Source organism: Pseudomonas sp. MS15a(2019), from assembly GCF_013277805.1.
Classification (GTDB): domain Bacteria; phylum Pseudomonadota; class Gammaproteobacteria; order Pseudomonadales; family Pseudomonadaceae; genus Chryseomonas; species Chryseomonas benzopyrenica.
The window spans coordinates 1-21,267 of sequence record NZ_VBTN01000001.1 but is presented as its reverse complement, the minus strand read 5'-3'; the positions used below and the strand labels follow the sequence as shown (position 1 = coordinate 21,267).

Here is a 21,267-nt window from a genome sequence, read left to right as displayed (position 1 = left end):
GGCCCCTGCCATGCGCTATCCCACCACTCCAGACGGTCGTTATTTCGTGGTCAGGGGCCGGCTCTGGCGCTGTACCGATCCCAGCCTGCCCGCCGACCGCCGCGACGCCCTGACCCATGAGCTGATGGACGCCCGCCGCCAGGTGGGCGTGGCCAAGCGCCAGGGTGACGACGCGGCCCTGCGCACCGCCCGCGCCGCGGTGGACGCCGCCAAGCATGCCCTGGGTGAACGCGGACCGGTCTGGTGGACTGATGGCGCACCCGACTACAACCGTCGGATGGCCAAGAACACGCCCTATGCCGACTGGTACCAGCAGCTGGCGGCGGAGGCTTCCTGACCTGCGCCGTGCGGCGTAAGGTGGAGGGTCGACTCCTCTTGCGAGCACCGCTCTTGCGTATCCGTCCCGCCTTCGTCACCGACCTCGCCGCCATCTGCCGCCTGGCCGAACAACTCGCCGAGCAGCATCACCGACAGGCCCCGGCGACCTTTGCCGCGCCCTCCGGCGGCTGGCGCGACCAGGACTACTGGGCCGCCCAGCTGGAGCCGGACGATGGGGTGATGTTCGTCGGCGAGGCCAGGGGCGAACTGGTGGGCTTCGTCACCGCACGACTGTCTGATACCCGCTCGATTTCCTTTCTGCAGCCCTTGGTCCTCTGCCGGATCGGCACCCTGGTGGTGGCCGCCAACCACCGACGGCTGGGCGTGGGCGCATGGTTGCTGGAAGCCGTGGAAGCCTGGGCCCGGGACAACGACGTCGACGAATTGCGCCTGGAGGTCATGGAATTCAACGAAGATGCCCAGGCGTTCTATGCACGCCAGGATTTCCACGGCCAGTCACGGATCCTGGCCAAGGCCTTGCGGTAGATTGGCGCTAGCGAATCGCGGCCATGGGCCGCTCCTACGGTCGGCACGAAGCGGTAGGAGCGTGAGTGGCTCGGCCCCGTAGGTTGGCGCTGAGCGTAGCGAAGCCCAACATGGCCAGATCGAGACTCTGCCGTTGGGCTTCGACGATGGAGCCGTCTCAACCCAACCTACGCGGGCACCGTAGGTTGGTGCTGAGCGTAGCGAAGCCCAACATCGCCGGACCCCTGTTGGGCTTCGACGATGGAGCTGTCTCAACCCAACCTACGTCGCGTGGCGGGCACGGGCACCGTAGGTTGGCGCTGAGCGTAGCGAAGCCCAACGTTGCCGGATCGAAGCCCCGCTAGTAGCCCTCGACGCTGACCCTATACACTCTCCCGGCTCACCAACTCGAACCCCAGGTCCACGCAGGTCGGTTGGCTGCGACCGTCGAGCAGGCCCAGCAGGAGAGTCGCCGCCTGGCGCCCCACCGCGGCGCGCGGGGTCTGGATGGAGGTCAGCCGGGGCACCGTGTGCGCCGAGCCGGGCAGGTCGTTGAAGCCCAGCACCGAGACCCGCTCCGGGATGGCGATTCCCAGCCGCTGGGCCTCGAACAGCGCGCCCTGGGCCAGGTCGTCGTTGCAGAAGAACAGGCCGTCGACATCCGGCCGGCGGGCCAGCAGCTCGCGAAACTGCTGGGCGCCCAGGCCCACGGACGACGGCTGCGAATCCAGCACATCCAGACTCGGATCGTAGCAACCCGCCTCGCGCAGCACCTGGCGAAACCCTTCGCCCCGGGCCAGCGCCCGCGGGTCGAGCTGGGCGGCGACATAACCCAGCCGCTTGCGCCCCGCCGCCAGCAGATGGCACGCCGCGGCAGCGCCGGCGGCATGCTGGGAAAAGCCCACGCTGGGCGCCCCGCCAGCCGGATCCAGCTCCATCATGTGCACCCGCGGTACCCCACTGGCCGCCAAAAGCTGACGGGCGGCGTCGGTACGGTCGAAGCCGGTCAGCAACAGGCCCCGGGGCTGATAGGCCAGGTAGTTGCGGATCAGCTTCTCCTCTTCCTGGGGATCGTAGTGGTAGTTGCCGATCAGCACTTCCAGGCCACGGGGGCGCAGGACCTCGTGGATGGCCTCCAGCGGCTCGATGAACAGATGGTTGGACAGCGAGGGGACCAGCACCACCACCGAGTGCCCCTGGGCCGAGGCCAGGGCGCGGGCGGCCGGATTGGTGACATAGCCGAGACGCGCGGCGGCTTCCTGCACGCGGGTGACCAGCTCGGGCGCCACGCTGGCGACACCACGCAAGGCCCGCGAGGCCGTGATGGGGGAAACACCGGCCTGCAGCGCCACCTCGGTGAGGGTGGGCCGACCGGAACTACGAGAACCCGTTCGATTCATTGTTATGGTTTCAGGCTTGTCAAGGACGGAGAACGCGCCTAAGGTAGCGCTGTCTCACCAGACACTACAAGCCTGGCGTGTCCTTCAGGAACACGTCGGCATTCGGCCTAACAAGATCGACAAGAACTGGAAGCCGCTCCCTTTTTCATTTTTCGGGGTAGCGCTGTCTCCAGACCGGAGGTGACGATGAACACTCCCATTCCCGCGCTCGTGGTCATGGGCGTCGCAGGCTGCGGCAAGAGCAGCGTCGGCGCGGCCATTGCCGAGCAGGACGGTGGCCGCCTGATCGAAGGCGACGCCTTCCACCCCGCCGCCAACATCACCAAGATGAGCGCCGGCATTCCCCTCAACGATGAAGATCGCGCCGGCTGGCTGACTCGCCTGGGTGAGGAACTGGCCGCTGCCGTGGCCGCGGGCGAACGTCCCGTACTCACCTGTTCCGCGCTCAAGCGCCGCTATCGCGACCAGCTGCGCCAGGCCGTGCCCGGTCTCGGTTTCGTCTTTCTCGAACTGACCCGCGAGACCGCGGCCCAGCGCGTCGCCAATCGTCCAGGGCACTTCATGCCCGCCAGCCTGATCGACAGCCAGTTCGCCGCCCTGGAAGCACCCCACGGTGAACCGGCTACGCTGGTAGTGGACGCCCGCGATCCGCTGGCCGCCATCGGCACCCAGGTGTCGGCCTGGTGGACCACCTCGGCGCGCCTGGCCCAACCGGCCTGACTAGACAGCGCTACCCATTCCAACCCTTAGGGTCTGTTCAAAGTCTCGCGAGCTAGAGACAAACAAGACGAAAAGGGCTGAGGAAGCGGAGTTTACGAAGGGTAAATGAGCATTCCGAAGCCCTTTTCAACGCAGTTTGGCCGACGCGCAGCAGACTTTGAATAGGCTCTTACAACGCCCACAACAACAATAGGAGAGGCACCATGTTCGGCATGGACCACAACAGCTTCCTTCTGCTCGACGCCCTGGTCACCATCATCGGCCTGGTGCTGCTGATCACCAAGTTCAAGGTCCATCCCTTCATCGCCTTGACCATCGCCTCGGGCTTTCTCGGCCTGACCTCCGGAATGCCGGTGGAAAAGGTCATGAAATCCTTCCAGGACGGCTTCGGCGGCGTGCTCGGCTTCGTCGGCATCCTGCTGGGCCTGGGCACCATGCTCGGCAAGCTGATGGCCGATTCCGGAGGTGCCGACCAGATCGCCCAGACGCTGATCCGCGCCTTCGGCATCAAGCGCGTGCACTGGGCGATGATGTTCGCCGCCTTCCTGGTGGGCATTCCACTGTTCTTCGAGATCGGCTTCGTGCTGCTGGCGCCTCTGGTGTTCATCGTCGCCCGCCGTACCGGGCTGTCGCTGGTCAAGCTGGGCATCCCACTGCTGGCCGGCCTGTCCGCCGTGCACGGCCTGGTGCCGCCGCACCCGGGTCCGCTGCTGGCGGTCGGGGTGTTCGGTGCCGACATCGGCAAGACCATCTTCTATGGCCTGCTGGTCGGCCTGCCCACCGCCATGATCGCCGGTCCCATCTTCGGTGCCTGGATCTCCAAGCGCATCCCCGGTTCGGCCAACGCCGAGCTGGTCGCCCAGATCGCCCAGGAGACCGACAACCGCAACCTGCCGGGCTTCGGCATCACCGTGTTCACCGTGCTGCTGCCGGTGATCCTGATGCTGCTCAAGGCCTTCGCCGACATCTTCTTCGCCGCCGACAACCACTTCCGCATCTGGATGGACTTCATCGGCCACCCCATCACCGCCCTCCTCGCCGCCCTGCTGCTGAGCTTCTACAGCTTCGGCACCGCCTGCGGCTTCTCCCGCGAGAAGATCGTCAAGCTGCTCGACCAGAGTCTGGCCCCGGTGGCGGCCATCGTGCTGATCGTCGGCGCCGGCGGTGGCTTCAAGCAGATGCTGGTGGCCAGCGGCGTCGGTGAGGTGATCGGCAACCTGGCGGTGCAGACGCAGATCTCGCCGATCCTGCTGACCTGGCTGGTGGCGGCGGTGATCCGCGTGGCCACCGGTTCCGCCACCGTGGCGACCATCACCGGTGCCGGCATCGTCGCCCCCGTGGTGGCGCTGGTGCCCGGCGTGAACAAGGAACTGCTGGTGCTGGCCGCCGGCGCCGGTTCGGTGATCCTCTCCCACGTCAACGACGCTGGCTTCTGGTTGGTAAAGCAATACTTCAACATGACCGTGGCCGAGACCTTCAAGACCTGGTCGATGATGGAAACCATCCTCTCGGTGGTGGCCCTGGCCTTCATCATGCTGCTGTCGCTGTTCGTCTGAGCCGTTAGATAGGGACGGCCCCTGGCCGTCCTCCCTCCACCACGAAACTCGCCCGGTTGCTGCGCTCGGCATCCGGACGGGTTCGGTCACTGATGGTGCGCAGGTCCACCTGCAGTCGTTCCCGCGTCAGTTCCAGGGCCAGATAGCCGCGCTGCCGACTGTCGAAGAAGCGCACTTGGGGATTCTCCGGCAACAACGCCTGGAAACGTCGGTAGTCCGGGCCGTCCGAGGTGATGGACGTGCCGACGAATTCGCTCGCCACCACCGGACTCCGCTCGTCTTCCGGATCGCGGTGCAGATCCGTCACCCAGAACGAATGGATATCGCCGCCCAGGGTTACCGGATTGGCCAGGCGGCTGTCGGCCATGGCCGCGAGCAGCCGCTCGCGAGTCGCCGGATAGCCGTCCCAGCCATCGGTCCAGCGCGCCGGATCGCCATCCGGCAGGCGCTGCCGCAGGGGTGCCAGCAGGAGATCCTGGGCGATCAGATTCCAGCGGGTGGCATTATGGCGAAAGCCATCCAGCAGCCAGCGCTCCTGCGCCTGCCCGAGCATGCTGCGCGCGGCGTCGCGCAGACCCGGGCAATCCGGGGCGACCAGCTGGCCACCGCGGGTCCTGGCCGTGGCGCAGGCCGGCTCGCTGCGGTACTGGCGACCATCGAGCAGATGGATCTCGGCCAGGTCGCCAAAGCGCCACCGGTCATAGAGGCGCAGCGCTGTGCCCTGGGTGCGCCAGCTACGCAGGGGTACGTGCTCGCGAAAGGCCTGGTAGGCCGCCTGCCGTCGCGCGGCGAAGGCGGCCAGGCTGACCTGAGGATCCGCCGACCAGGGACCGGAATAGTCGTTCTGCACCTCGTGATCGTCCCAGGTGATGACACTGGTGACCTTGGCGTGCAGGTATTGCAGATCGGGATCGGTGCGGTACAGGGCGTGGCGCCGCCGGTAGCTGGCGAGGTCCCGTGCCTCCGGCAGGCCGTGTCGGCGTACCGTCGGCAGGTGCAGGGGTACGTTGCCCTCATAGAGGTAGTCGCCCAGGAAGAGCGCCAGATCCGGCTGCTCGTCGGCCATATGCCGGTAGGCACTGAAGAAGCCTTTCTCATAGTGGGAACAGGAGGCGGCCACCAGCTTGAGACGCTGCGGCGCACTGGCCGAAGGCGGCAAGGTGGTGGCCTGGCCGATCCGACTCCGATGCCCCAGGGCGGTGAAGCGATACCAGTAGGGGCGCCCCGGGCGCAGATCGACCAGGGTGATCACCAGGCTGAAAGCCGCCTGAGGCCGCGCCTGGGCCATGCCGCGCTGCACCACCTGGCGCAGCCCCGGATCCAAGGCGACCTCCCACTGCACCTCGACCGGGCTGCGCAGACCGCCCAGGCCATCTGCGGCCAAGGGATCAGGTGCCAGCCGTGTCCAGATGACGAAGCCATCGACGGCAGGATCGCCACTGGCAACGCCCAGGGTGAAAGGATCGGCTTGCGGTTCGCGAGCGCTGCAACCGGCGAACCAGGGCGCGCTCAGACCCAGGCCGAGCAGGCCCAGCGCTTGACGTCTCGAGGTGTTCATCCAGGCCTCCGCGAAAAGAGGCCAGGGTGGCTCAGGCAGGTGACAACAGGATGTCGCCGAACTCAGGCCAGCGGCAATTCTTCCAGGATCATGACCTGCGGCGCCTCGCTGAGCAGACCGTCGAGATCGCTCAGCAGCTGTTTGAAGTGCGCGGTTTCTTCGTGCTCGGCGAGGGCTTCGCGACTGGCCCAACGCTCGATGAAGACATAGCGCCCCTCATGGCTCGGATCGCGATGCGGGGTATAGAAGTGGCAGGCGGGTTCAGCGCGGGAAGGCGCGACGATGGCGCGCATCGCGTTTTCGACGGCCGCAGCTTGGCCAGGCTTGGCCTGCAGAATGGCGACGATGCGGATTTCACTGGTCATGCGGGAGACTCCGAAAAGGGTGTTTCAGCATGCCGCCTGGACACCCCAAACACTACGGGGCCGATCACCCGGCCCCGGCCACGATGGCTTACTGCTTGGCTTTGACGATCTTGTCGATCACCGCGTTGCTGCGCTTGATCAGCACGTAGTCGGAACCGATCTTCACCCATTGGCTGTCTTCGCCCGGCTGTTCCAGTCCGTGCTTCTTCCAGTCCTTGATCACGTACTCATCGCGGATGTACTTGCGTGGCGCCCGGCCACCCTCTTCGAGTTCAAAGGTAGGATGATCAGGGTCGTGGGTAACAGCCTCGTCGCTCTGATTGGCATCCTTCTTGTTGACCTTGTTCTGGTACTGCGCGTTGGTGGGCTCCGAAGCCGCCTTGTCGGCGGCCGGCTTGGTCGGCGTCATGGACTCGGGCGCGGCCTGGACCTGCAGGGCACCTGCCAGGACGACGGTACCCAGAGCCAGGGAGAGCAGCGATTGCTTGATCATGGGGGTGTTTCTCCTCTGCGTTCGAGGTTTTGACCCCGCGCTCAGCGGAAAAGCTCCACGACTACCTGCGGACGCACCGTTGGCCTTACCAGCGTTCGTCCCGATCGGTCCTGCAGGATCAGCCCCCACCCTTGGCTATCGTTCACATCCTTCATGCAACGAATCCCTGGTGGCGACTACAGCTGGCGAAACCGTCTCATCTCGACGCTGGCAGTCTGGCTGGCAGGTGCCGGCGATTCCTCGACCTTTATCGGTAAGCCAGGGCTGGCGAGCCTTGCAGCACCTCAGGCAGAGTAGCCCACCTCTTTTCCGGACGCGCGCACTCATGGAACGCTGGAAGATTCTCGCCGGCCTGGTGAGCTTCACCTTCTTCATGGAAAACCTGGACGCCACCGTGATCGCCACGGCCCTGCCGCAGATGGCCCTGTCCTTCGGCCGTGATCCGGTGGACCTCAACCTGGGCATCAGCGCCTATCTGCTGGCCATCGCCGTGGGTATCCCGGTGAGCGGCTGGATCGCCGAGCGCTTCGGTCCGCGACCGGTCTTTACCCTGGCCATCGGCGTCTTCACCCTGGCCTCGCTGCTGTGCGGGATAGCCCAGTCCCTGGAACACTTCATCGCCGCGCGCATCCTTCAGGGGCTCGGCGGCGCCCTCATGGTCCCCGTGGGCCGCCTGGTGGTGCTGCAGGTGACGGAGAAGCACGAACTGGTGCGGGCCATCGCCCTCATTACCTGGCCCGGCCTGGTGGCGCCCGTGCTCGGTCCGCCCCTGGGTGGCCTGATCACTACCTATGCCGACTGGCGCTGGATCTTCTACCTCAACCTGCCATTGGGCTTGATCGCCCTGGTGCTGGCCTGGCGCCTGGTGCCGGCCGACATCCCCACTCAGCGGCATCCGCTGGACTGGCGCGGTTTCCTGCTGCTGGGCGGGGCCTGTGTGGCCTTCATGTGGGGCGTGGAGCGCCTCGGCCAGAATCAGGGCAGCCTGGGTAGCAACCTGGCCTGGATGGGCATAGGGCTGATCCTCGGCACCAAGGCGGTGCGTCACATGGCCCGTATCGAACGACCGCTGATCGATTTTGGCACACTGCGCATCCCCACCTACCGCGCGGCCATCCTCGGCGGCGGGCTGTTCCGCATCACCATCGCCACCGCGCCCTTCCTGCTGCCGCTGATGTTCCAGCTGGCCTTCGGCCTGGACGCCTTCCAGGCCGGCCTGCTCCTGTTGGCCCTATTCGCCGGCAATCTCGCGGCCAAGCCCTTTACCACCGCCACCATGCGCCGCTTCGGTCTGCGCACCATCCTGATCGTCAATGGCCTGCTCAGCGCTCTCAGCCTGCTGGCCTGCGGCCTGCTCACCCCCGGCTGGCCGCTACCGCTGATCTTGCTCTTGCTGTTCTGCAGCGGGGTGTTCCGCTCACTGCAATTCACCGCCAGCAATGCCCTGGCCTTCGCCGACATCCCCAAGGACCGCCTGGGGCATGCCTCCACCCTCTTCAGCACTAATTTCCAGCTGGCCATGGGCCTGGGCGTGGCCATCGCCGCCCTGTTGCTACGCGCCTCGATGGAGTGGCACGGCCATTTCGACCCGCAATTGGCAGACTTTCGGCTAGCCTTTTGCATCGTGGCCGTGCTCGGCATCCTGAGCACCCTGGATGCCTTCCGCCTGGCCCGCAATGCCGGCGATTCGGTCAGCGGCCATACCTCTGGAAGTTGACCAACCGGACAGTGCTCGACGCGATGCCGATTGGGGGGTAGGTCCTAGCGTCTTACCCGTGTTTACCGACCTGTTATGATGCGCGCCTTTTTCCGATCAGACCGGCGCGCACGAGGCATCCCATGCTGGAAAGACTCTTCCAACTCAAGGCCCACAACACCTCTGTCCGCACCGAACTGCTGGCTGGGGTCACCACCTTTCTGGCCATGGCCTACATCCTGTTCGTCAACCCGAGCATCCTCGGCGCCACCGGCATGGACAAGGGCGCGATCTTCGTCGCCACCTGCCTGGCCGCCGCCATCGGCTCGGCACTCATGGGACTGATCGCCAACTACCCCATCGCCCTCGCCCCGGGCATGGGCCTAAACGCCTTCTTCACCTACACCGTGGTCCTGCATCTGGGCCATACCTGGCAGGTGGCGCTGGGCGCGGTGTTCCTCTCGGCGCTGATGTTCTTCCTGCTGTCGATCTTCCGCATCCGCGAATGGATCATCAACAGCATCCCGCTCCCGCTGCGCTCGGGCATCGCCGCCGGCATCGGCCTGTTCCTGGCGCTGATCGCCCTGCAGACCGCCGGCATCGTGGTGGGTAATCCGGCGACCCTGGTGGGCCTGGGCGACCTGTCCAAACCCGGTCCGCTGCTGGCCATCCTCGGCTTCTTCCTGATCGTCGCGCTCGAAGCGCGCAAGGTCACCGGCGCGGTGCTGATCGGTATCCTGGTGGTCACCGTGATCGCCATCGCCTTGGGCGTCAGTGCCTTCGGCGGTCTGGTGTCCATGCCGCCGTCGCTGGCACCGACCTTCCTCCAGCTGGACATCCGGGGCGCCCTGGACGTCGGCCTGATCAGCGTCATCTTCGCCTTCCTGTTCGTCGACCTGTTCGACAACTCCGGCACCCTGATCGGCGTCGCCAAGCGCGCCGGCCTGATGGGCAAGGATGGCCACCTGCCGAAGATGGGCCGCGCCCTGATCGCCGACAGCTCCGCCGCCATGTTCGGCTCGCTGCTGGGCACCTCCACCACCACCAGCTACATCGAATCCGCCGCGGGGGTTTCCGCGGGGGGGCGTACCGGCCTCACCGCCGTGGTGGTCGCGGTGCTGTTCCTGCTGGCGCTGTTCTTCGCCCCCCTGGCCGGCAGCGTGCCGGCCTTCGCCACCGCCCCGGCGCTGTTCTTCATCGCCGTGCTGATGACCTCGGGGCTGGCCGAGATCGAGTGGGACGACCTGACCACCGCCGCCCCGGTGCTGGTCACTGCCCTGGCCATGCCGCTGACCTATTCCATCGCCAACGGCATCGCCTTCGGCTTCATCGCCTGGACCGTCATCAAGCTGCTGTCCGGCCGCACCCGCGAGCTGAATTCGGCACTGATCGTGCTGTCGATCCTGTTCGTCATCAAGCTGGGCTGGTTCAACGCCTGACCCCTCTCCTCGGGGCTCCGGCCCCGAGGTCTCCCCGCCTCACCCTGCCCCGGATCTACCATGTCCCAACCTTCCTTCGCTCCTGCCGACTACCAGGCTCAACTCGACGCCAAGGCCAACCGCTTGCGCGAACTGCTGGCGCCCTTCCAGGCTCCCGAGCCGGAGGTCTTCGCCTCGCCGCTGCAGCACTACCGGCTGCGCGCCGAATTCCGCCTGTGGCGGGAGAACGAGGAACGCCACTACGCCATGTTCGCCCCGGGCGACAAGCACACGCCGATCCTCATCGAAGACTTCCCCATCGCCAGCCAGCGCATCAATGACCTGATGCCGCGCCTCAAGGCCGGCTGGCAGGCGGACGTGGCGCTGTCGTTCAAGCTGTTCCAGGTGGAATTCCTCACCACCCTGGCCGGCGATGCGCTGATCACCCTGGCCTACCACCGGCCATTGGACGCCGCCTGGCAAGCCGCCGCCGAGCGCCTGGCCGCCGACCTCGGCGTCAGCCTGATCGGTCGTTCCCGCGGCCAGCGCCTGGTGATCGGTCGCGACCATGTGCTCGAAGAACTGGAGGTGGCCGGGAAAACCTACCGCTATCTGCAACCCGAGGGCGGCTTCACCCAGCCCAATGGCACGGTCAACGGCAAGATGCTCGCCTGGGCCCATACCGCCCTGGGCGCGCGTGACGACGATCTGCTGGAGCTCTATTGCGGCAACGGCAATTTCACCCTGCCGCTGGCCAGTCGGGTGCGTAAGGTGCTGGCCACCGAGGTGAGCAAGACCTCGGTCAACGCCGCCCTGCACAACCTGGCCAGCAATGGCGTGGACAACGTCACCCTGGTGCGCCTCTCCGCCGAGGAACTGACCCAGGCGCTCAACGAGGTCCGCCCCTTCCGCCGCCTGGCTGGCGTGGAGCTCAAGAGCTACGACTTCGGCACCGTCTTCGTCGACCCGCCCCGCGCCGGCATGGACCCGGACACCTGCGAACTGACCCGCCGCTTCGAACGCATCCTCTATATCTCCTGCAATCCCGAAACCCTGGCCGAGAATATCGCCCAGCTGCAGGACACCCACCGCATCACCCGCTGCGCCCTGTTCGACCAGTTCCCCTGGACGCACCATATGGAAAGTGGGGTGCTGCTAGAGCGACGTTGATACGCCCGCGTGGAAAAGGCTGCGCCGTTTTCCACCCTACGCCGGGGCTGAGCGCCCCTCTCCCTCGGGAAGAGGGCTGGGGGTGAGGGAGGCTACTGAGCCGTAGGTTGGGCTGAGACGGCTCCACCGTCGAAGCCCAACAGCCAAGCCCTGTTAGGCTTCGCTTTGCGCAGCCCAACCTACACGAGCCCCGCCTTGACGCCCCTCTCTCTGGGAGAGGGCAGTTTCAAAGGCTCAACGTGGCGACAATCAGCGCTAAAAAACGCATGCTGAGCCTTCCGATCAGTCAGGATCGATCATGGCGCCCAGCAAATCCTCTTTCGTGCGACCGCTGCCCTGCAAGCAGCCAGGCATTGAGGCGATGGTGGCCGATACGTCCTGCACCTTTGCCCGTCATACCCATGACGACTTCGGTATCGGCCTGATCCACCGGGGCGCGCAGAAATCCCTGAGCGGTCGAGGGCTGGTCGAGGCCGGTCCAGGAGATGTCATTACGGTGAATCCCGGCGAGGTACACGACGGGACGCCCTTTGATGAAACCGGCCGCGCCTGGCGCATGCTCTATCTGCATCCCAGCCTGGTCGCCGACGTGGGACAGGATGTTCTCGGGCACGCCCGCCAGGTGGAATTCAGCCAACCGCATATTGCCGATAGACGCCTGTCACAGGGCTTCGCCAACGCCTTCATCGCTACGGTGAGCCCGGACAGCGAGGCCAGCCCCTTGGCATGGGAACAAAGCCTCATCCTGTTGCTAAGTGGTTTGCTCCAGCCTCGACTACTGGAAAGCTGTGCCATTCCAGCCGGTATTGTCCGGGCACGAGAGCAGCTCGATGAAGCTCCGCTGAAAGCACCTACCCTCGCCCAGTTGGCTGAGACTGCCGAGCTGAGCCGCTATCAGTTGCTCCGCGCCTTCACCCGAGCAACAGGACTTACCCCCCACGCCTATCTCACTCAACGCCGGCTGCAGCAGGCACGCCGGCTGATCTTGGGGGGCATGTCGTTGGTCGAAAGCGCTGCGGCTTCGGGCTTCGCCGATCAGAGCCATCTCACTCGACTGTTCAAGCGTACCTACGGTTACCCGCCCGGTGCCTACGCCAAGGTATCAGTCAGCCTGCAATTTCGTTCAAGACGCTGAATGCCAACGCCGGCCAGGCTAAGACCCTGTTTCCCTGACAGGTATCAGCCGTGCACGCACTCAAAGATTACTTCCCGGCCTCGCGCCAGAAAGCTACAGACATCGACCTTGGTGCCTGGGTAGCCGTGATAGGCCAGGCGTTTTCCGGGGCGAGTCAACAGTCATGACACTCGACTTCTTGCTGACTACCTTCATCGTGGTCGCGTCGCCAGGGACAGGCGCCCTGCTGACGATAGCGGTCGGCACTACCTATGGACGCCGCGCCGCGCTGTTGGCCGCCGCAGGTTGTACCCTCGGAATCCTGCCTCACCTGCTGCTGACCCTTTGTGGCCTGACAGCGCTGCTGCAAGCCCGGCCGCTAGTGCTGGAGGGCCTGCGCTATCTGGGAGTGGCCTATCTGCTCTACCTGGCCTATCGGCAGATCCGCAATGCCAGCGCCTGGAGCACGGGCGCCACCTATCCCAACGGGGATCGAAAGATCATCCGGCAAGCCGTCCTGCTGAACCTGTTCAATCCCAAGCTGACCCTGTTCTTTCTTGCCTATCTGCCGCAATTCCTGGACCGGCAATCTGCCGCGCCGCTCACCCAGGCGCTGCTTCTGTCAGGGGTGTTCATGGGCATGACGTGGGTGGTATTCACCCTGTACGGCCTGCTTGCAGCGCAGATGAGGACGCGCCTGGTTGCCAGCCCGCGCCTGGCGCAAGGCCTGAGTATCGGTTTCGCCTGCGCCTTTTTCAGCATGGCCATCCGTTTGTTGTGGACGAGCCTATGAGGGGATGCGAGGCGTAGCCCTGTTGGGCTTCGCTGCGCTCAGCCCAACCTACAAGAGCCCACCATGACGCCCCTTCTCCCTTGGGATAGGAGACCGAGCCGTAGGTTGGGCTGAGACGGCTCCATCGTCGAAGCCCAACAGCCAAGCCACCTGTTGGGCTTCGCTTTGCTCAGCCCAACCTACAAGAGCCCACCATGACGCCCCCTCTCCCTCGGGGAGAGGGCCGGGGTGAGGGAGGCCCTACTCGTGAAACTCCGCCACCGTCTCGCGCCGGCCATAGAGAAAGGCGTCGGCCACGTGGCGCAGCGGGGCCACGTCCACGTCGGAGCGGTTCTGGGCGACCAGCTCGGCGAAGCGGGCATAGAGGCCGGCGTATTCCCGGTCGGGGCCCTGGTGGGTCAGCTGGCCGTCCAGGTACAGCTCGCTGCCGCCCTTGCTCAGGGTCAGGCGACCGCCATCGGTGTCGACGTGGATGTCCCAGGTCTGGGGGCCGGTCTGCAGGAAGTCGAGGTCGGCGGCGATGGGCACGCCGGCGCTGTCGACGAAGGCCAGTTGCGCGGCCACCGGGGTCTGGCAGTTGCCGGGAACCTGCAGCGTCGCCTCCTTGAGAAAGAACGGCCGCGGCAGGAGGGCGGTGACGATGGACAGGGCATTGATGCCCGGATCGAAGACACCCATGCCGCCCGGTTCCCAGATCCAGGCCTGACCCGGATGCCAGACGCGCACGTCTTCCTTCCACTCGATGCGCACCGCCTGGATGCGCTTGCCTTCCAGCCATTGGCGGGCCGGCTGCACGCCCTGGGCATAGCGCGAATGCCAAGTGGCGAACAGCGACAGCCCCGCCGCCTCGGCCTGGCGGGCCAGGGCGTCCACTTCGCTCAGGGTCGCGCCCGGCGGCTTCTCCAGCATCACGTGCTTGCCGGCGGCCAGGGCCTCGCGCGCCTGTTCGTAGCGCACCGCCGCTGGCGCGCAGAGCGATACGGCGTCGATGGCCGGGCCGTCTTCGAGCAGGGCGCTCAGGCTGGGATAGTGGGCGACGCCGTCGAGCTGGGCGTTGCGGCTGGCCACGGCGACCAGCTCGTAGTCGGGATTGGCGGCGAGCGCCGGCAGGTGCTGGTCACGGGCGATCTTGCCCAAACCGACGATGGCTATTCTTATCATGATCGTCCTCGGTAGACGGTAGGAGTCCGCCGTCTAGGATCGGGCAATCATCACACCAAAGCAACAGCTTCGCGGTCGGTCTGCAGGCTCTCGCGCAACTCCAGCCAGCTGCGCAGATTGGCCCCCTCACGGCCCTTGCGCCACATCAGCCAGGTGGTGGCCTGGGCGAAGCGCGCCTGGATCGGGTGCCGCTGCACCCGCTCGCGCCCCGGCAGGCTGTCGAGCATGGATTCCGGCATCAGCGCCACCCCACCGGTGATCACGCAGGCCAGCATGCTGTGGTAGGACTCGATCTCCATCACCGGGCCGCTGGGCACCCCGGCGGCGGCGTACCAGGTGTCCAGGTAGCGTCTATAGGAGCAACCGGCGCGAAAGCCGAACACCGGACGCCCGGCCACGTCGGCCGGTGAGCGCACCGGGCCGAGTTCCAGCCCGGTGATCAGCACCAGGCGTTCCTCGAACCAGGGCTGGCCCTCCAGCGCCGCATCGGGCGCCGGGCCGTCCACCAGGGCGGCGTCCAGGCGACCGGCCAGCAGGCCTTCCACCAGTTCGCCGCTGGGGCCGCTGTGCACCTGCAGATTCACCTTGGGATAGCGCTGGTGGTAGCGCGCCAGCAGTCCCGGCAGATGGATGGCTGCGGTGCTGAACATGGAACCCAGGACGAAGGTGCCAGCCGGCTCCCCGCCCTGCACCGCGCTGCGTGCCTCGTCGGCCAGGGCGAACAGGCGATGGGCGTAATCCAGCAGCCGGTGGCCGGCGGCGGTCAGGTGCAGCCGCTGGCGTTCGCGTAGGAACAGCTCCACCCCCAACTTGTCTTCCAGCTGGCGCAGGCGCGTGGAGAGATTGGAGGGCACCCGGTTGAGCCGCTCGGCGGCCCGTACCAGCGAGCCCTCTTCAGCCACCGCCTGGAAGATGCGTAATTCGGCGAATTCCATACCTTTCTCTTTAGCTGAACATCTATTTCTCTATTATTCGTTTTTATTGATTAACTTCAAGGCCTAGGCTGTCAGCATCCACCTGTTATTGGAGCCTTTTCGATGACCGCCACCACCCGCCTGCTGGCCTGCCTGCTGGCCCTGGCCACCGCCATGGGCATCGGCCGCTTCGCCCTGACCCCCGCCCTGCCCCACTTGATCGCCGAGGGTCAGATCGACCTCACCGGCGCCAGTCTGCTGGCTGCGGCCAACTACCTGGGCTATCTGCTCGGCGCCCTGGACGCGCTCTTCGCCCGTCGCACCCATGCGCGCCTGGTCGGGGGACTTTGGCTCTGCGCCGGCCTGACCCTGGCCTCCCTGCTGGTCGATGGCCTGGCCGCCCAGGCGCTGTTGCGCTTCGGCACCGGCCTGGCCAGTGCCTGGGTGCTGGTGATGGTGACCGGTCTGAGCCAGCCCCTGGCCGCCGAGGCCGGACGGCCACGCCTGGGCGCTCTGGTCTTTACCGGTCCCGGGGTCGGCATCCTCATCAGCGGCCTGATGGCCCTGGTCAGCAATCGCCTGGGTGGCGATTCCAATCAGCTGTGGCTGAGCTACGGCCTGCTCGCCAGCATGGCCACCCTGGCACTGCTGCCGCTGCTGCCACGGCGCGGTCCCGCCACCCCGCTGCCTACCACCGCCGCGGCGCCGACCAAGCGCTCGCCGGCCTTCAACCGCCTGATCCTGGCCTATGGCCTGGTGGGCGTCGGCTACATCCTGCCGGCGACCTTCCTCTCGCAGATGGCCGCCAGCCGCTTCCACGGCCAGTGGCAGGCCGACCTCTTCTGGCCCGGCTATGGCCTGGCGGCAGCCCTGGGCGTGGTGCTGGTGAGCCTGCGTCGCCCGGGCACCGATACCCGCCGCTGGCTGATCGCCACCCTCTGGCTGCAGGCCGCGGGTGTGCTGCTCTGCCTCCTGCCGGGCAGCCTGGCGCTGTTCCTCGGGGTGCTGCTCTGTGGCGGCCCCTTCCTCGCCTGCATGCAGCTGGTGATGCAGTACGGCCGCGAGCTGGCACCGGCCACGCCGCAACGCAACGCCGGGGTACTGACCGCCAGCTTCGCCAGCGGCCAGTTGCTCGGTCCCTTGTTCGGCGCGGTGAGCAGTCACTTTGCCGGCGACCTGCAACCGGCCTTGGTGATCGCCGCCCTGGGCCTGCTGTTCGCCGGGCTGCACCTGCGCCGCGCCAAGGCATCGCTACAACGCTGCCTCGCCTGAATCGTTTCCGCTGCGGCCATTCGTCACAGAAGTAAAACTGGGTGGTTCCTTGTTTTGAAATGTTTCGCCGTTCCTGAGTACAGTGACCGCCGCGCCTCATAGAGGAGGCGCTTCAGGCGCTCGCCACCCACCCTACAAGGAACACAACACTCATGATGAAGGCCTCCGATCTGGTCGTTCGCTGCTTGGAAAACGAGGGTGTGGAATACATCTTCGGCATTCCCGGCGAAGAGAACCTGGACCTGCTGGAATCCCTGCGTCGCTCCTCGCAGATCAAGCTGATCCTGACTCGCCACGAGCAGTCCGCCGGCTTCATGGCCGCCACCTACGGCCGCTTCACCGGCAAGACCGGTGTCTGCCTTTCCACCCTCGGTCCAGGCGCCACCAACCTGGTCACCGCCGGCGCCTATGCCTACCTGGGCGGCATGCCGATGCTGATGCTGACCGGCCAGAAGCCGATCAAGAAATCCAAGCAGGGTCGTTTCCAGATTCTCGACGTGTGCCGCATGATGGCGCCGCTCACCAAGTACACCCACCAGTTCGCCTCCGCCGACAACATCCCGTCGCGCATCCGCGAGGCCTTCCGTCTCGCCGAGGAAGAAAAGCCCGGCTCCGTGCACCTGGAACTGCCGGAAGACATCGCCGACGAGCACACCGAAAGCCTGCCGGTACCGCCGAGCCTGAGTCGTCGTCCGGTCGCCGAGGCCAAGGCCATCGCCGCCGCCGTCTCCAAACTGGAAAACGCCCGCAGCCCGGTGCTGGTATTGGGCGCCGGCGCCAACCGCAAGATGACCGCGCGGGTGCTGCGTCAGCTAATCGAGAAGACCGGCATCCCCTTCGTCACCACCCAGCTGGGCAAGGGCGTGGTCGACGAGCGCCATCCGCGCTTCCTGGGCAACGCCGCCCTCTCCGCCGGTGACTTCGTGCACCGCGCCCTGGAGTCCGCCGACCTCATCGTCAACATCGGCCACGATGTGATCGAGAAGCCGCCGTTCTTCATGACCCGCGGCGGCACCGAGGTCATCCACATCAACTTCCGCTCCGCCGAAGTCGATCCGGTGTACTTCCCCCAGGTCGAGGTGGTCGGCGACATCGCCAACGCCATCTGGGAGATCAAGGAGCGCATCGAGGTCCAGCCCACCTGGGACTTCGACCGCCTGCTGACCATCCGCGAAGCCAACGAGGCCCACGTCGCCGAAGGCGCCACCGATGACCGCTTCCCGGTCTACCCCCAGCGCCTGGTGGCCGATCTGCGCAACGTGCTGCCGTCCGACGGCATCGTCGCCCTGGACAACGGCATCTACAAGATCTGGTTTGCCCGCAACTACAAGGCCTACATGCCCAACACGGTGCTGCTGGACAACGCCCTGGCCACCATGGGCGCGGGCCTGCCGTCGGCCATGGCCGCACGCCTGGTCCATCCCAACACGCCTATCGTGGCGGTGTGCGGCGACGGCGGCTTCATGATGAACAGCCAGGAGCTGGAAACCGCGGTGCGCCTGAAGATGAACCTGGTGGTCATCATCCTGCGCGACGATGGCTACGGCATGATCCGCTGGAAGCAGGCGCAGATGGGCTTCGAGGACTTCGGCCTGGACTACGGCAACCCGGACTTCGTCCGCTACGCCGAAAGCTACGGCGCCCAGGGCCATCGCGTGGAAAGCGCGGCGGCCTTCGCCCCGCTGGTGCAGCACTGCCTGGACACCCCTGGCGTCCACGTCATCGACTGCCCGGTGGACTACTCCGAGAACGACCGCATCCTGCACCAGGACATCAAGGAGCGCAGCGCGGCGGTCTGATCGAGTAGGTCAGTCAGGTAAGGGAACGCCCCGGCCATGAGGTCGGGGCGTTTTTGCTTGGGCCCACGACGGCGTCCCGAACGCCTCGCCGCGCCAGCCCACCCAGGTCGTCGCCATGGGCAAGCGTCTTGGTAATTGCCATGAAGGGAGGCGTCTTATCAGGCTTTCAGCACGCCTTACCTGTGAAAAAGGACGACTTTTCCTTGTATTTAGTCAAACTATTCAGCAAGTTTTATCAATAAAATCAAAAAGATACGATGTGAGATCTCCACCAGAACAGGCCGCATATCCCGGTAATTGTGCAGCCTATCGCTTGGCTTTAAACCTTCCAGCAATCGCGCCTCTATTAAGGAGACCTTAAGCACCGTCGTGGCTGTACCCCCTCATCCGCTGCTTTCCTCGGCGCGGGACCGCAATCGTCTGATTGCCCGTCCGCGCCTGCAGGCGGCAGGGCGAGGTCAGGTCTTGCCCAAGGCGCCTAGGGGAATACCCGTGGTTACTCGCACAAGATGCCAAGCGCCCTTCGCGCCCACCGGCCCTGCCGGTAGCTGACGAAACAGAGGCTGCCGTAACCCTCAAGAAGACGCTGGCCCCGTGGCCGGCGTCATCCAGAGCTCCGCTATCCAGGTAGTCCAAATGCAGCAAAATGGCTGGAATGTATTAAGCAATCTCACCGTCAGGGCCAAGCTGGCCCTCGGCTTCGCTCTGCTCATCGGCATGATCCTGCTGGTGGCCTACACCGGCTGGTCGGCCACCGATACCTTGCGCGATCGCAGCGAACGCATGAACGACATCGCCGGTTACAGCACCGTGGCCCGTGACATGCGCATTGAGCGACTGGTGTACTTCACCAAGGCCGATGATGCCCAGGCGGCCAAGTGGCTCGCCGCCCTGGAAAAGACCGAAGCCCAGTTGCACGGCATCGCTCCGCATTTCAAATCTCCGATTAATCAGACCCTGCTCGATGAGGCGGACAACACCCTCAAGCGTTATCGCGACTTCTACGATCAGACGATCGCCGCCACCCGCGAGCGGGAAGCCATCCGCAAGGTCGCCAGCGCCGCGGCCGAGGCCGCCAACACCCATCTGCTCACCCTGGCTGAAGCGGCGAACGGCGAGACCGGTCGCCCCGCCGATCGCCAGCAGCTGGCAGCGCTCTTCATCAGCGTGCAGCGGATGCGAGTGGATTTCCGTGGCTATGCCACCGCACCGAACAAGGATAGCGAACAGAAGGTGCGCGACTCCGTCAACGCCGCGTTCTCCCAGGCCAAGGCGCTCGGCGCCACGGCTCTGCCGGCCGAGACCGTGCAGAAGTTGCTCGGTGAAATCTCCGGTTACGGGCAGCGCCTCGAACAACTGGTGGCAGCGCAGGCGCAGGTGGACCAGGCTCAGGGCGGCATCACCACCACCATCACCACCCTGCTCTCCATCGCCGACAAGCTCACCGCCATCCAGCAGGAATTCCGCGCGGCCGACGTGGCCAATGCCCGCCAGTTGCTGTTGATCTGGCTGGCAATCGCCATCGCCCTGGGCCTGGCCTGTGCCTGGCTGATCACCCGTTCCATCGTCAAACCCTTGCAGGACACCGTGGCGCTGGCCGAAATGGTCGCCAGCGGCGACTTCACCCATCAGCAGCAGGTCACCCGCAAGGATGAACTGGGCGCCCTGCAGACCAGCATGCAGCGCATGACCGGCAACCTGCGGCGTCTCATTGGCGAGGTGCGTGACGGTGTCGTCCAGGTAGCCAGCGCTGCCGAGCAGTTGTCGGCGGTCACCGAGCAGACCAGCGCTGGCGTGCAGTCGCAAAAGGTCGAGACCGACCAGATCGCCACCGCCATGCAGGAAATGACCGCCACCACCCACGAGGTGGCGCGCAACGCTGGCGAAGCGGCCAAGTCCGCGCTGGACGCCAGTCGCCAGGCCCAGCAAGGCGATCTATCGGTCAGCAAGGCAATCGACCAGATCGAGCTGCTGGCCCGGGAAATGGCGTCGACCAAGGCGGCCATGGCCACCCTCCGTGGCCACGCCGACAGCATTGGCGGCGTACTCGACGTGATCAAGGCGGTGGCCGAGCAGACCAACCTGCTGGCGCTCAATGCCGCCATCGAAGCCGCCCGTGCCGGCGAGGCGGGACGTGGCTTTGCCGTGGTCGCCGACGAGGTCCGCGGCCTGGCCCAGCGTACCCGCTCCTCGACGGACGAGATCGCCCAGCTCATCACCGGTCTGCACCAGAGCACCGACCGCATGGCGACGGTGCTCGACCATAACGTGCAGTTGACCGACAGCAGCGTCGGTCTGTCCCGCGAGGCGGGCGAGATGCTCAAGCGCATCACCCAGTCGGTGAAAGACATCGAGTCGATGAACGAACAGATCGCCTGCGCGGCCGAGCAGCAGAGTTCGGCCGGCGAAGAGATCAGCCGCAACGTCACCAACGTCCGCGACATCTCCGACCAGACCGCCGCCGCCAGCGAGGAGACGGCCTCGTCGAGCATGGAGCTCGCCCGTATCGGTGTGCGCCTGCAGGAGATGACGACACGCTTCAAGGTGTGATCCTGGCGGGCGCTCCTTCCCCTCACCCGGTCCTCTCCCCAAGGGAGAGGGAGCGCCTGGGATGGACTTCCAGGAGGAAGGAAAACGCGGCACAAAAGGTAGGTTGGGCTGAGCACAGCGAAGCCCAACGTCAGTCAGGTGAAGGCTGGGCCGTTGGGCTTCGACGGTGAAGCCGTCTCAGCCCAACCTACGGCTGGCTCTACCCGAGGGAGTGGAAAGCACCTGTCATGCCTGGTGTTGCGTGGAAAACGGCGCAGCCTTTTCCACACTGGCACGAGGTAGATACCATCTCTCCCATCAATCACAACAGGTCCTCTAAAGGGCCTGTCGTGGTTGATAAGGTCGCTGCGTCTTGAGCACGCCATAGGCGATCTGCAGCAGTTTGCGCATGGCAGCGCCCAAGGCGCTCATTCGGGCTTTGCCGCGTGCCAGTAGTCGTTCATAC

18 protein-coding genes and 1 pseudogene are annotated in these 21,267 nt (G+C 65.7%); 12 read left to right on the top strand and 7 right to left on the bottom strand.

The window, feature by feature from the left end; all coding sequences use genetic code 11:
- Positions 1-10 precede the first annotated feature (10 nt).
- Together FEZ61_RS00090 and FEZ61_RS00085 are read left to right on the top strand one after the other, a co-directional pair.
- On the top strand, positions 11-337 hold the full coding sequence (locus FEZ61_RS00090) for a hypothetical protein (RefSeq protein WP_160922814.1): 327 nt from the start codon (positions 11-13) through the stop codon (positions 335-337).
- Between the two features lie 53 nt (positions 338-390).
- Positions 391-864 carry a GNAT family N-acetyltransferase gene (locus tag FEZ61_RS00085; protein WP_173146674.1) on the top strand — a complete coding sequence of 158 codons (474 nt, stop codon included), beginning with the start codon at positions 391-393 and terminating at the stop codon, positions 862-864.
- Positions 865-1,226: 362 nt separating this feature from the next.
- Here FEZ61_RS00085 and FEZ61_RS00080 read toward each other — a convergent pair whose 3' ends face one another.
- Positions 1,227-2,243 carry a LacI family DNA-binding transcriptional regulator gene (locus tag FEZ61_RS00080; protein ID WP_173146672.1) on the bottom strand — a complete coding sequence of 339 codons (1,017 nt, stop codon included), beginning with the start codon at positions 2,241-2,243 and terminating at the stop codon, positions 1,227-1,229.
- Positions 2,244-2,429: 186 nt separating this feature from the next.
- Here FEZ61_RS00080 and FEZ61_RS00075 point away from each other — a divergent pair, with 186 nt between their 5' ends.
- Both FEZ61_RS00075 and FEZ61_RS00070 read left to right on the top strand, forming a co-directional pair.
- The gene (locus FEZ61_RS00075; protein ID WP_064306699.1) at positions 2,430-2,963 is read left to right on the top strand and encodes a gluconokinase; all 534 of its coding nucleotides are present in this window, start codon (positions 2,430-2,432) and stop codon (positions 2,961-2,963) included.
- Positions 2,964-3,166: 203 nt separating this feature from the next.
- On the top strand, positions 3,167-4,519 hold the full coding sequence (locus FEZ61_RS00070; RefSeq protein WP_017638968.1) for a GntP family permease: 1,353 nt from the start codon (positions 3,167-3,169) through the stop codon (positions 4,517-4,519).
- Between the two features lie 4 nt (positions 4,520-4,523).
- On the opposite strand, the gene FEZ61_RS00065 is transcribed toward FEZ61_RS00070, so the two are convergent.
- The 3 genes from FEZ61_RS00065 to FEZ61_RS00055 all read right to left on the bottom strand — a co-directional run bounded on the left by FEZ61_RS00065 (position 4,524) and on the right by FEZ61_RS00055 (position 6,935).
- The gene (locus FEZ61_RS00065; protein WP_173146670.1) at positions 4,524-6,077 is read right to left on the bottom strand and encodes an alkaline phosphatase D family protein; all 1,554 of its coding nucleotides are present in this window, start codon (positions 6,075-6,077) and stop codon (positions 4,524-4,526) included.
- A 62-nt stretch (positions 6,078-6,139) separates the two neighbouring features.
- Complete coding sequence (locus tag FEZ61_RS00060; protein WP_064306701.1) at positions 6,140-6,442, bottom strand: putative quinol monooxygenase; 303 nt, start codon at positions 6,440-6,442, stop codon at positions 6,140-6,142.
- A gap of 88 nt (positions 6,443-6,530) precedes the next feature.
- Complete coding sequence (locus FEZ61_RS00055; RefSeq protein WP_017638971.1) at positions 6,531-6,935, bottom strand: RcnB family protein; 405 nt, start codon at positions 6,933-6,935, stop codon at positions 6,531-6,533.
- Between the two features lie 325 nt (positions 6,936-7,260).
- Between FEZ61_RS00055 and FEZ61_RS00050 the strand changes: the two genes are divergently transcribed.
- The 5 genes from FEZ61_RS00050 (at position 7,261) to FEZ61_RS00030 (ending at position 13,126) form a co-directional block, all read left to right on the top strand.
- Entirely contained in the window at positions 7,261-8,652 is a 1,392-nt protein-coding gene (locus FEZ61_RS00050) for an MFS transporter (protein WP_064306702.1), read from the top strand.
- Between the two features lie 122 nt (positions 8,653-8,774).
- On the top strand, positions 8,775-10,070 hold the full coding sequence (locus FEZ61_RS00045; RefSeq protein WP_064306703.1) for an NCS2 family permease: 1,296 nt from the start codon (positions 8,775-8,777) through the stop codon (positions 10,068-10,070).
- A gap of 60 nt (positions 10,071-10,130) precedes the next feature.
- Positions 10,131-11,219 carry a tRNA (uridine(54)-C5)-methyltransferase TrmA gene (gene trmA / locus FEZ61_RS00040; protein WP_173146668.1) on the top strand — a complete coding sequence of 363 codons (1,089 nt, stop codon included), beginning with the start codon at positions 10,131-10,133 and terminating at the stop codon, positions 11,217-11,219.
- A gap of 298 nt (positions 11,220-11,517) precedes the next feature.
- A complete protein-coding gene (locus FEZ61_RS00035; protein ID WP_173146666.1) occupies positions 11,518-12,354 on the top strand; it encodes an AraC family transcriptional regulator in 837 nt (278 codons plus the stop codon).
- Positions 12,355-12,517: 163 nt separating this feature from the next.
- Entirely contained in the window at positions 12,518-13,126 is a 609-nt protein-coding gene (locus FEZ61_RS00030; protein ID WP_064306706.1) for a LysE family translocator, read from the top strand.
- A 240-nt stretch (positions 13,127-13,366) separates the two neighbouring features.
- On the opposite strand, the gene FEZ61_RS00025 is transcribed toward FEZ61_RS00030, so the two are convergent.
- Both FEZ61_RS00025 and FEZ61_RS00020 read right to left on the bottom strand, forming a co-directional pair.
- Positions 13,367-14,287, bottom strand: a complete 921-nt coding sequence (locus FEZ61_RS00025) for a Gfo/Idh/MocA family oxidoreductase (RefSeq protein WP_173146664.1) — start codon at positions 14,285-14,287, stop codon at positions 13,367-13,369.
- Between the two features lie 50 nt (positions 14,288-14,337).
- Positions 14,338-15,222, bottom strand: coding sequence for a LysR family transcriptional regulator (locus tag FEZ61_RS00020; protein ID WP_017638978.1), 885 nt, complete (start codon positions 15,220-15,222; stop codon positions 14,338-14,340).
- Positions 15,223-15,324: 102 nt separating this feature from the next.
- Here FEZ61_RS00020 and FEZ61_RS00015 point away from each other — a divergent pair, with 102 nt between their 5' ends.
- From FEZ61_RS00015 to FEZ61_RS00005, 3 genes are all read left to right on the top strand, one after another.
- Positions 15,325-16,473, top strand: a complete 1,149-nt coding sequence (locus FEZ61_RS00015; RefSeq protein WP_173146662.1) for a YbfB/YjiJ family MFS transporter — start codon at positions 15,325-15,327, stop codon at positions 16,471-16,473.
- A gap of 152 nt (positions 16,474-16,625) precedes the next feature.
- Positions 16,626-18,272 (top strand): acetolactate synthase large subunit, encoded by a 1,647-nt coding sequence (locus FEZ61_RS00010; protein WP_017638980.1) that lies wholly within the window; start codon positions 16,626-16,628, stop codon positions 18,270-18,272.
- Positions 18,273-18,908: 636 nt separating this feature from the next.
- A complete protein-coding gene (locus tag FEZ61_RS00005) occupies positions 18,909-20,822 on the top strand; it encodes a methyl-accepting chemotaxis protein (RefSeq protein WP_173146660.1) in 1,914 nt (637 codons plus the stop codon).
- A 315-nt stretch (positions 20,823-21,137) separates the two neighbouring features.
- On the opposite strand, the pseudogene FEZ61_RS24300 reads toward FEZ61_RS00005, so the two are convergent.
- A pseudogene (locus FEZ61_RS24300) lies at positions 21,138-21,267 on the bottom strand (IS110 family transposase); the annotation flags it as partial.

Excerpts from the sequence above, each read along its gene's own strand:
- FEZ61_RS00090 (WP_160922814.1), top strand. The coding sequence starts at position 11 with ATGCGCTATCCCACCACTCCAGACGGTCGTTATTTCGTGGTCAGGGGC.
- FEZ61_RS00080 (WP_173146672.1), bottom strand. The coding sequence starts at position 2,243 with ATGAATCGAACGGGTTCTCGTAGTTCCGGTCGGCCCACCCTCACCGAG.
- FEZ61_RS00075 (WP_064306699.1), top strand. The coding sequence starts at position 2,430 with ATGAACACTCCCATTCCCGCGCTCGTGGTCATGGGCGTCGCAGGCTGC.
- FEZ61_RS00070 (WP_017638968.1), top strand. The coding sequence starts at position 3,167 with ATGTTCGGCATGGACCACAACAGCTTCCTTCTGCTCGACGCCCTGGTC.
- FEZ61_RS00065 (WP_173146670.1), bottom strand. The coding sequence starts at position 6,077 with ATGAACACCTCGAGACGTCAAGCGCTGGGCCTGCTCGGCCTGGGTCTG.
- FEZ61_RS00060 (WP_064306701.1), bottom strand. The coding sequence starts at position 6,442 with ATGACCAGTGAAATCCGCATCGTCGCCATTCTGCAGGCCAAGCCTGGC.
- FEZ61_RS00055 (WP_017638971.1), bottom strand. The coding sequence starts at position 6,935 with ATGATCAAGCAATCGCTGCTCTCCCTGGCTCTGGGTACCGTCGTCCTG.
- FEZ61_RS00050 (WP_064306702.1), top strand. The coding sequence starts at position 7,261 with ATGGAACGCTGGAAGATTCTCGCCGGCCTGGTGAGCTTCACCTTCTTC.
- FEZ61_RS00045 (WP_064306703.1), top strand. The coding sequence starts at position 8,775 with ATGCTGGAAAGACTCTTCCAACTCAAGGCCCACAACACCTCTGTCCGC.
- trmA (WP_173146668.1), top strand. The coding sequence starts at position 10,131 with ATGTCCCAACCTTCCTTCGCTCCTGCCGACTACCAGGCTCAACTCGAC.
- FEZ61_RS00035 (WP_173146666.1), top strand. The coding sequence starts at position 11,518 with ATGGCGCCCAGCAAATCCTCTTTCGTGCGACCGCTGCCCTGCAAGCAG.
- FEZ61_RS00030 (WP_064306706.1), top strand. The coding sequence starts at position 12,518 with ATGACACTCGACTTCTTGCTGACTACCTTCATCGTGGTCGCGTCGCCA.
- FEZ61_RS00025 (WP_173146664.1), bottom strand. The coding sequence starts at position 14,287 with ATGATAAGAATAGCCATCGTCGGTTTGGGCAAGATCGCCCGTGACCAG.
- FEZ61_RS00020 (WP_017638978.1), bottom strand. The coding sequence starts at position 15,222 with ATGGAATTCGCCGAATTACGCATCTTCCAGGCGGTGGCTGAAGAGGGC.
- FEZ61_RS00015 (WP_173146662.1), top strand. The coding sequence starts at position 15,325 with ATGACCGCCACCACCCGCCTGCTGGCCTGCCTGCTGGCCCTGGCCACC.
- FEZ61_RS00010 (WP_017638980.1), top strand. The coding sequence starts at position 16,626 with ATGATGAAGGCCTCCGATCTGGTCGTTCGCTGCTTGGAAAACGAGGGT.
- FEZ61_RS00005 (WP_173146660.1), top strand. The coding sequence starts at position 18,909 with ATGCAGCAAAATGGCTGGAATGTATTAAGCAATCTCACCGTCAGGGCC.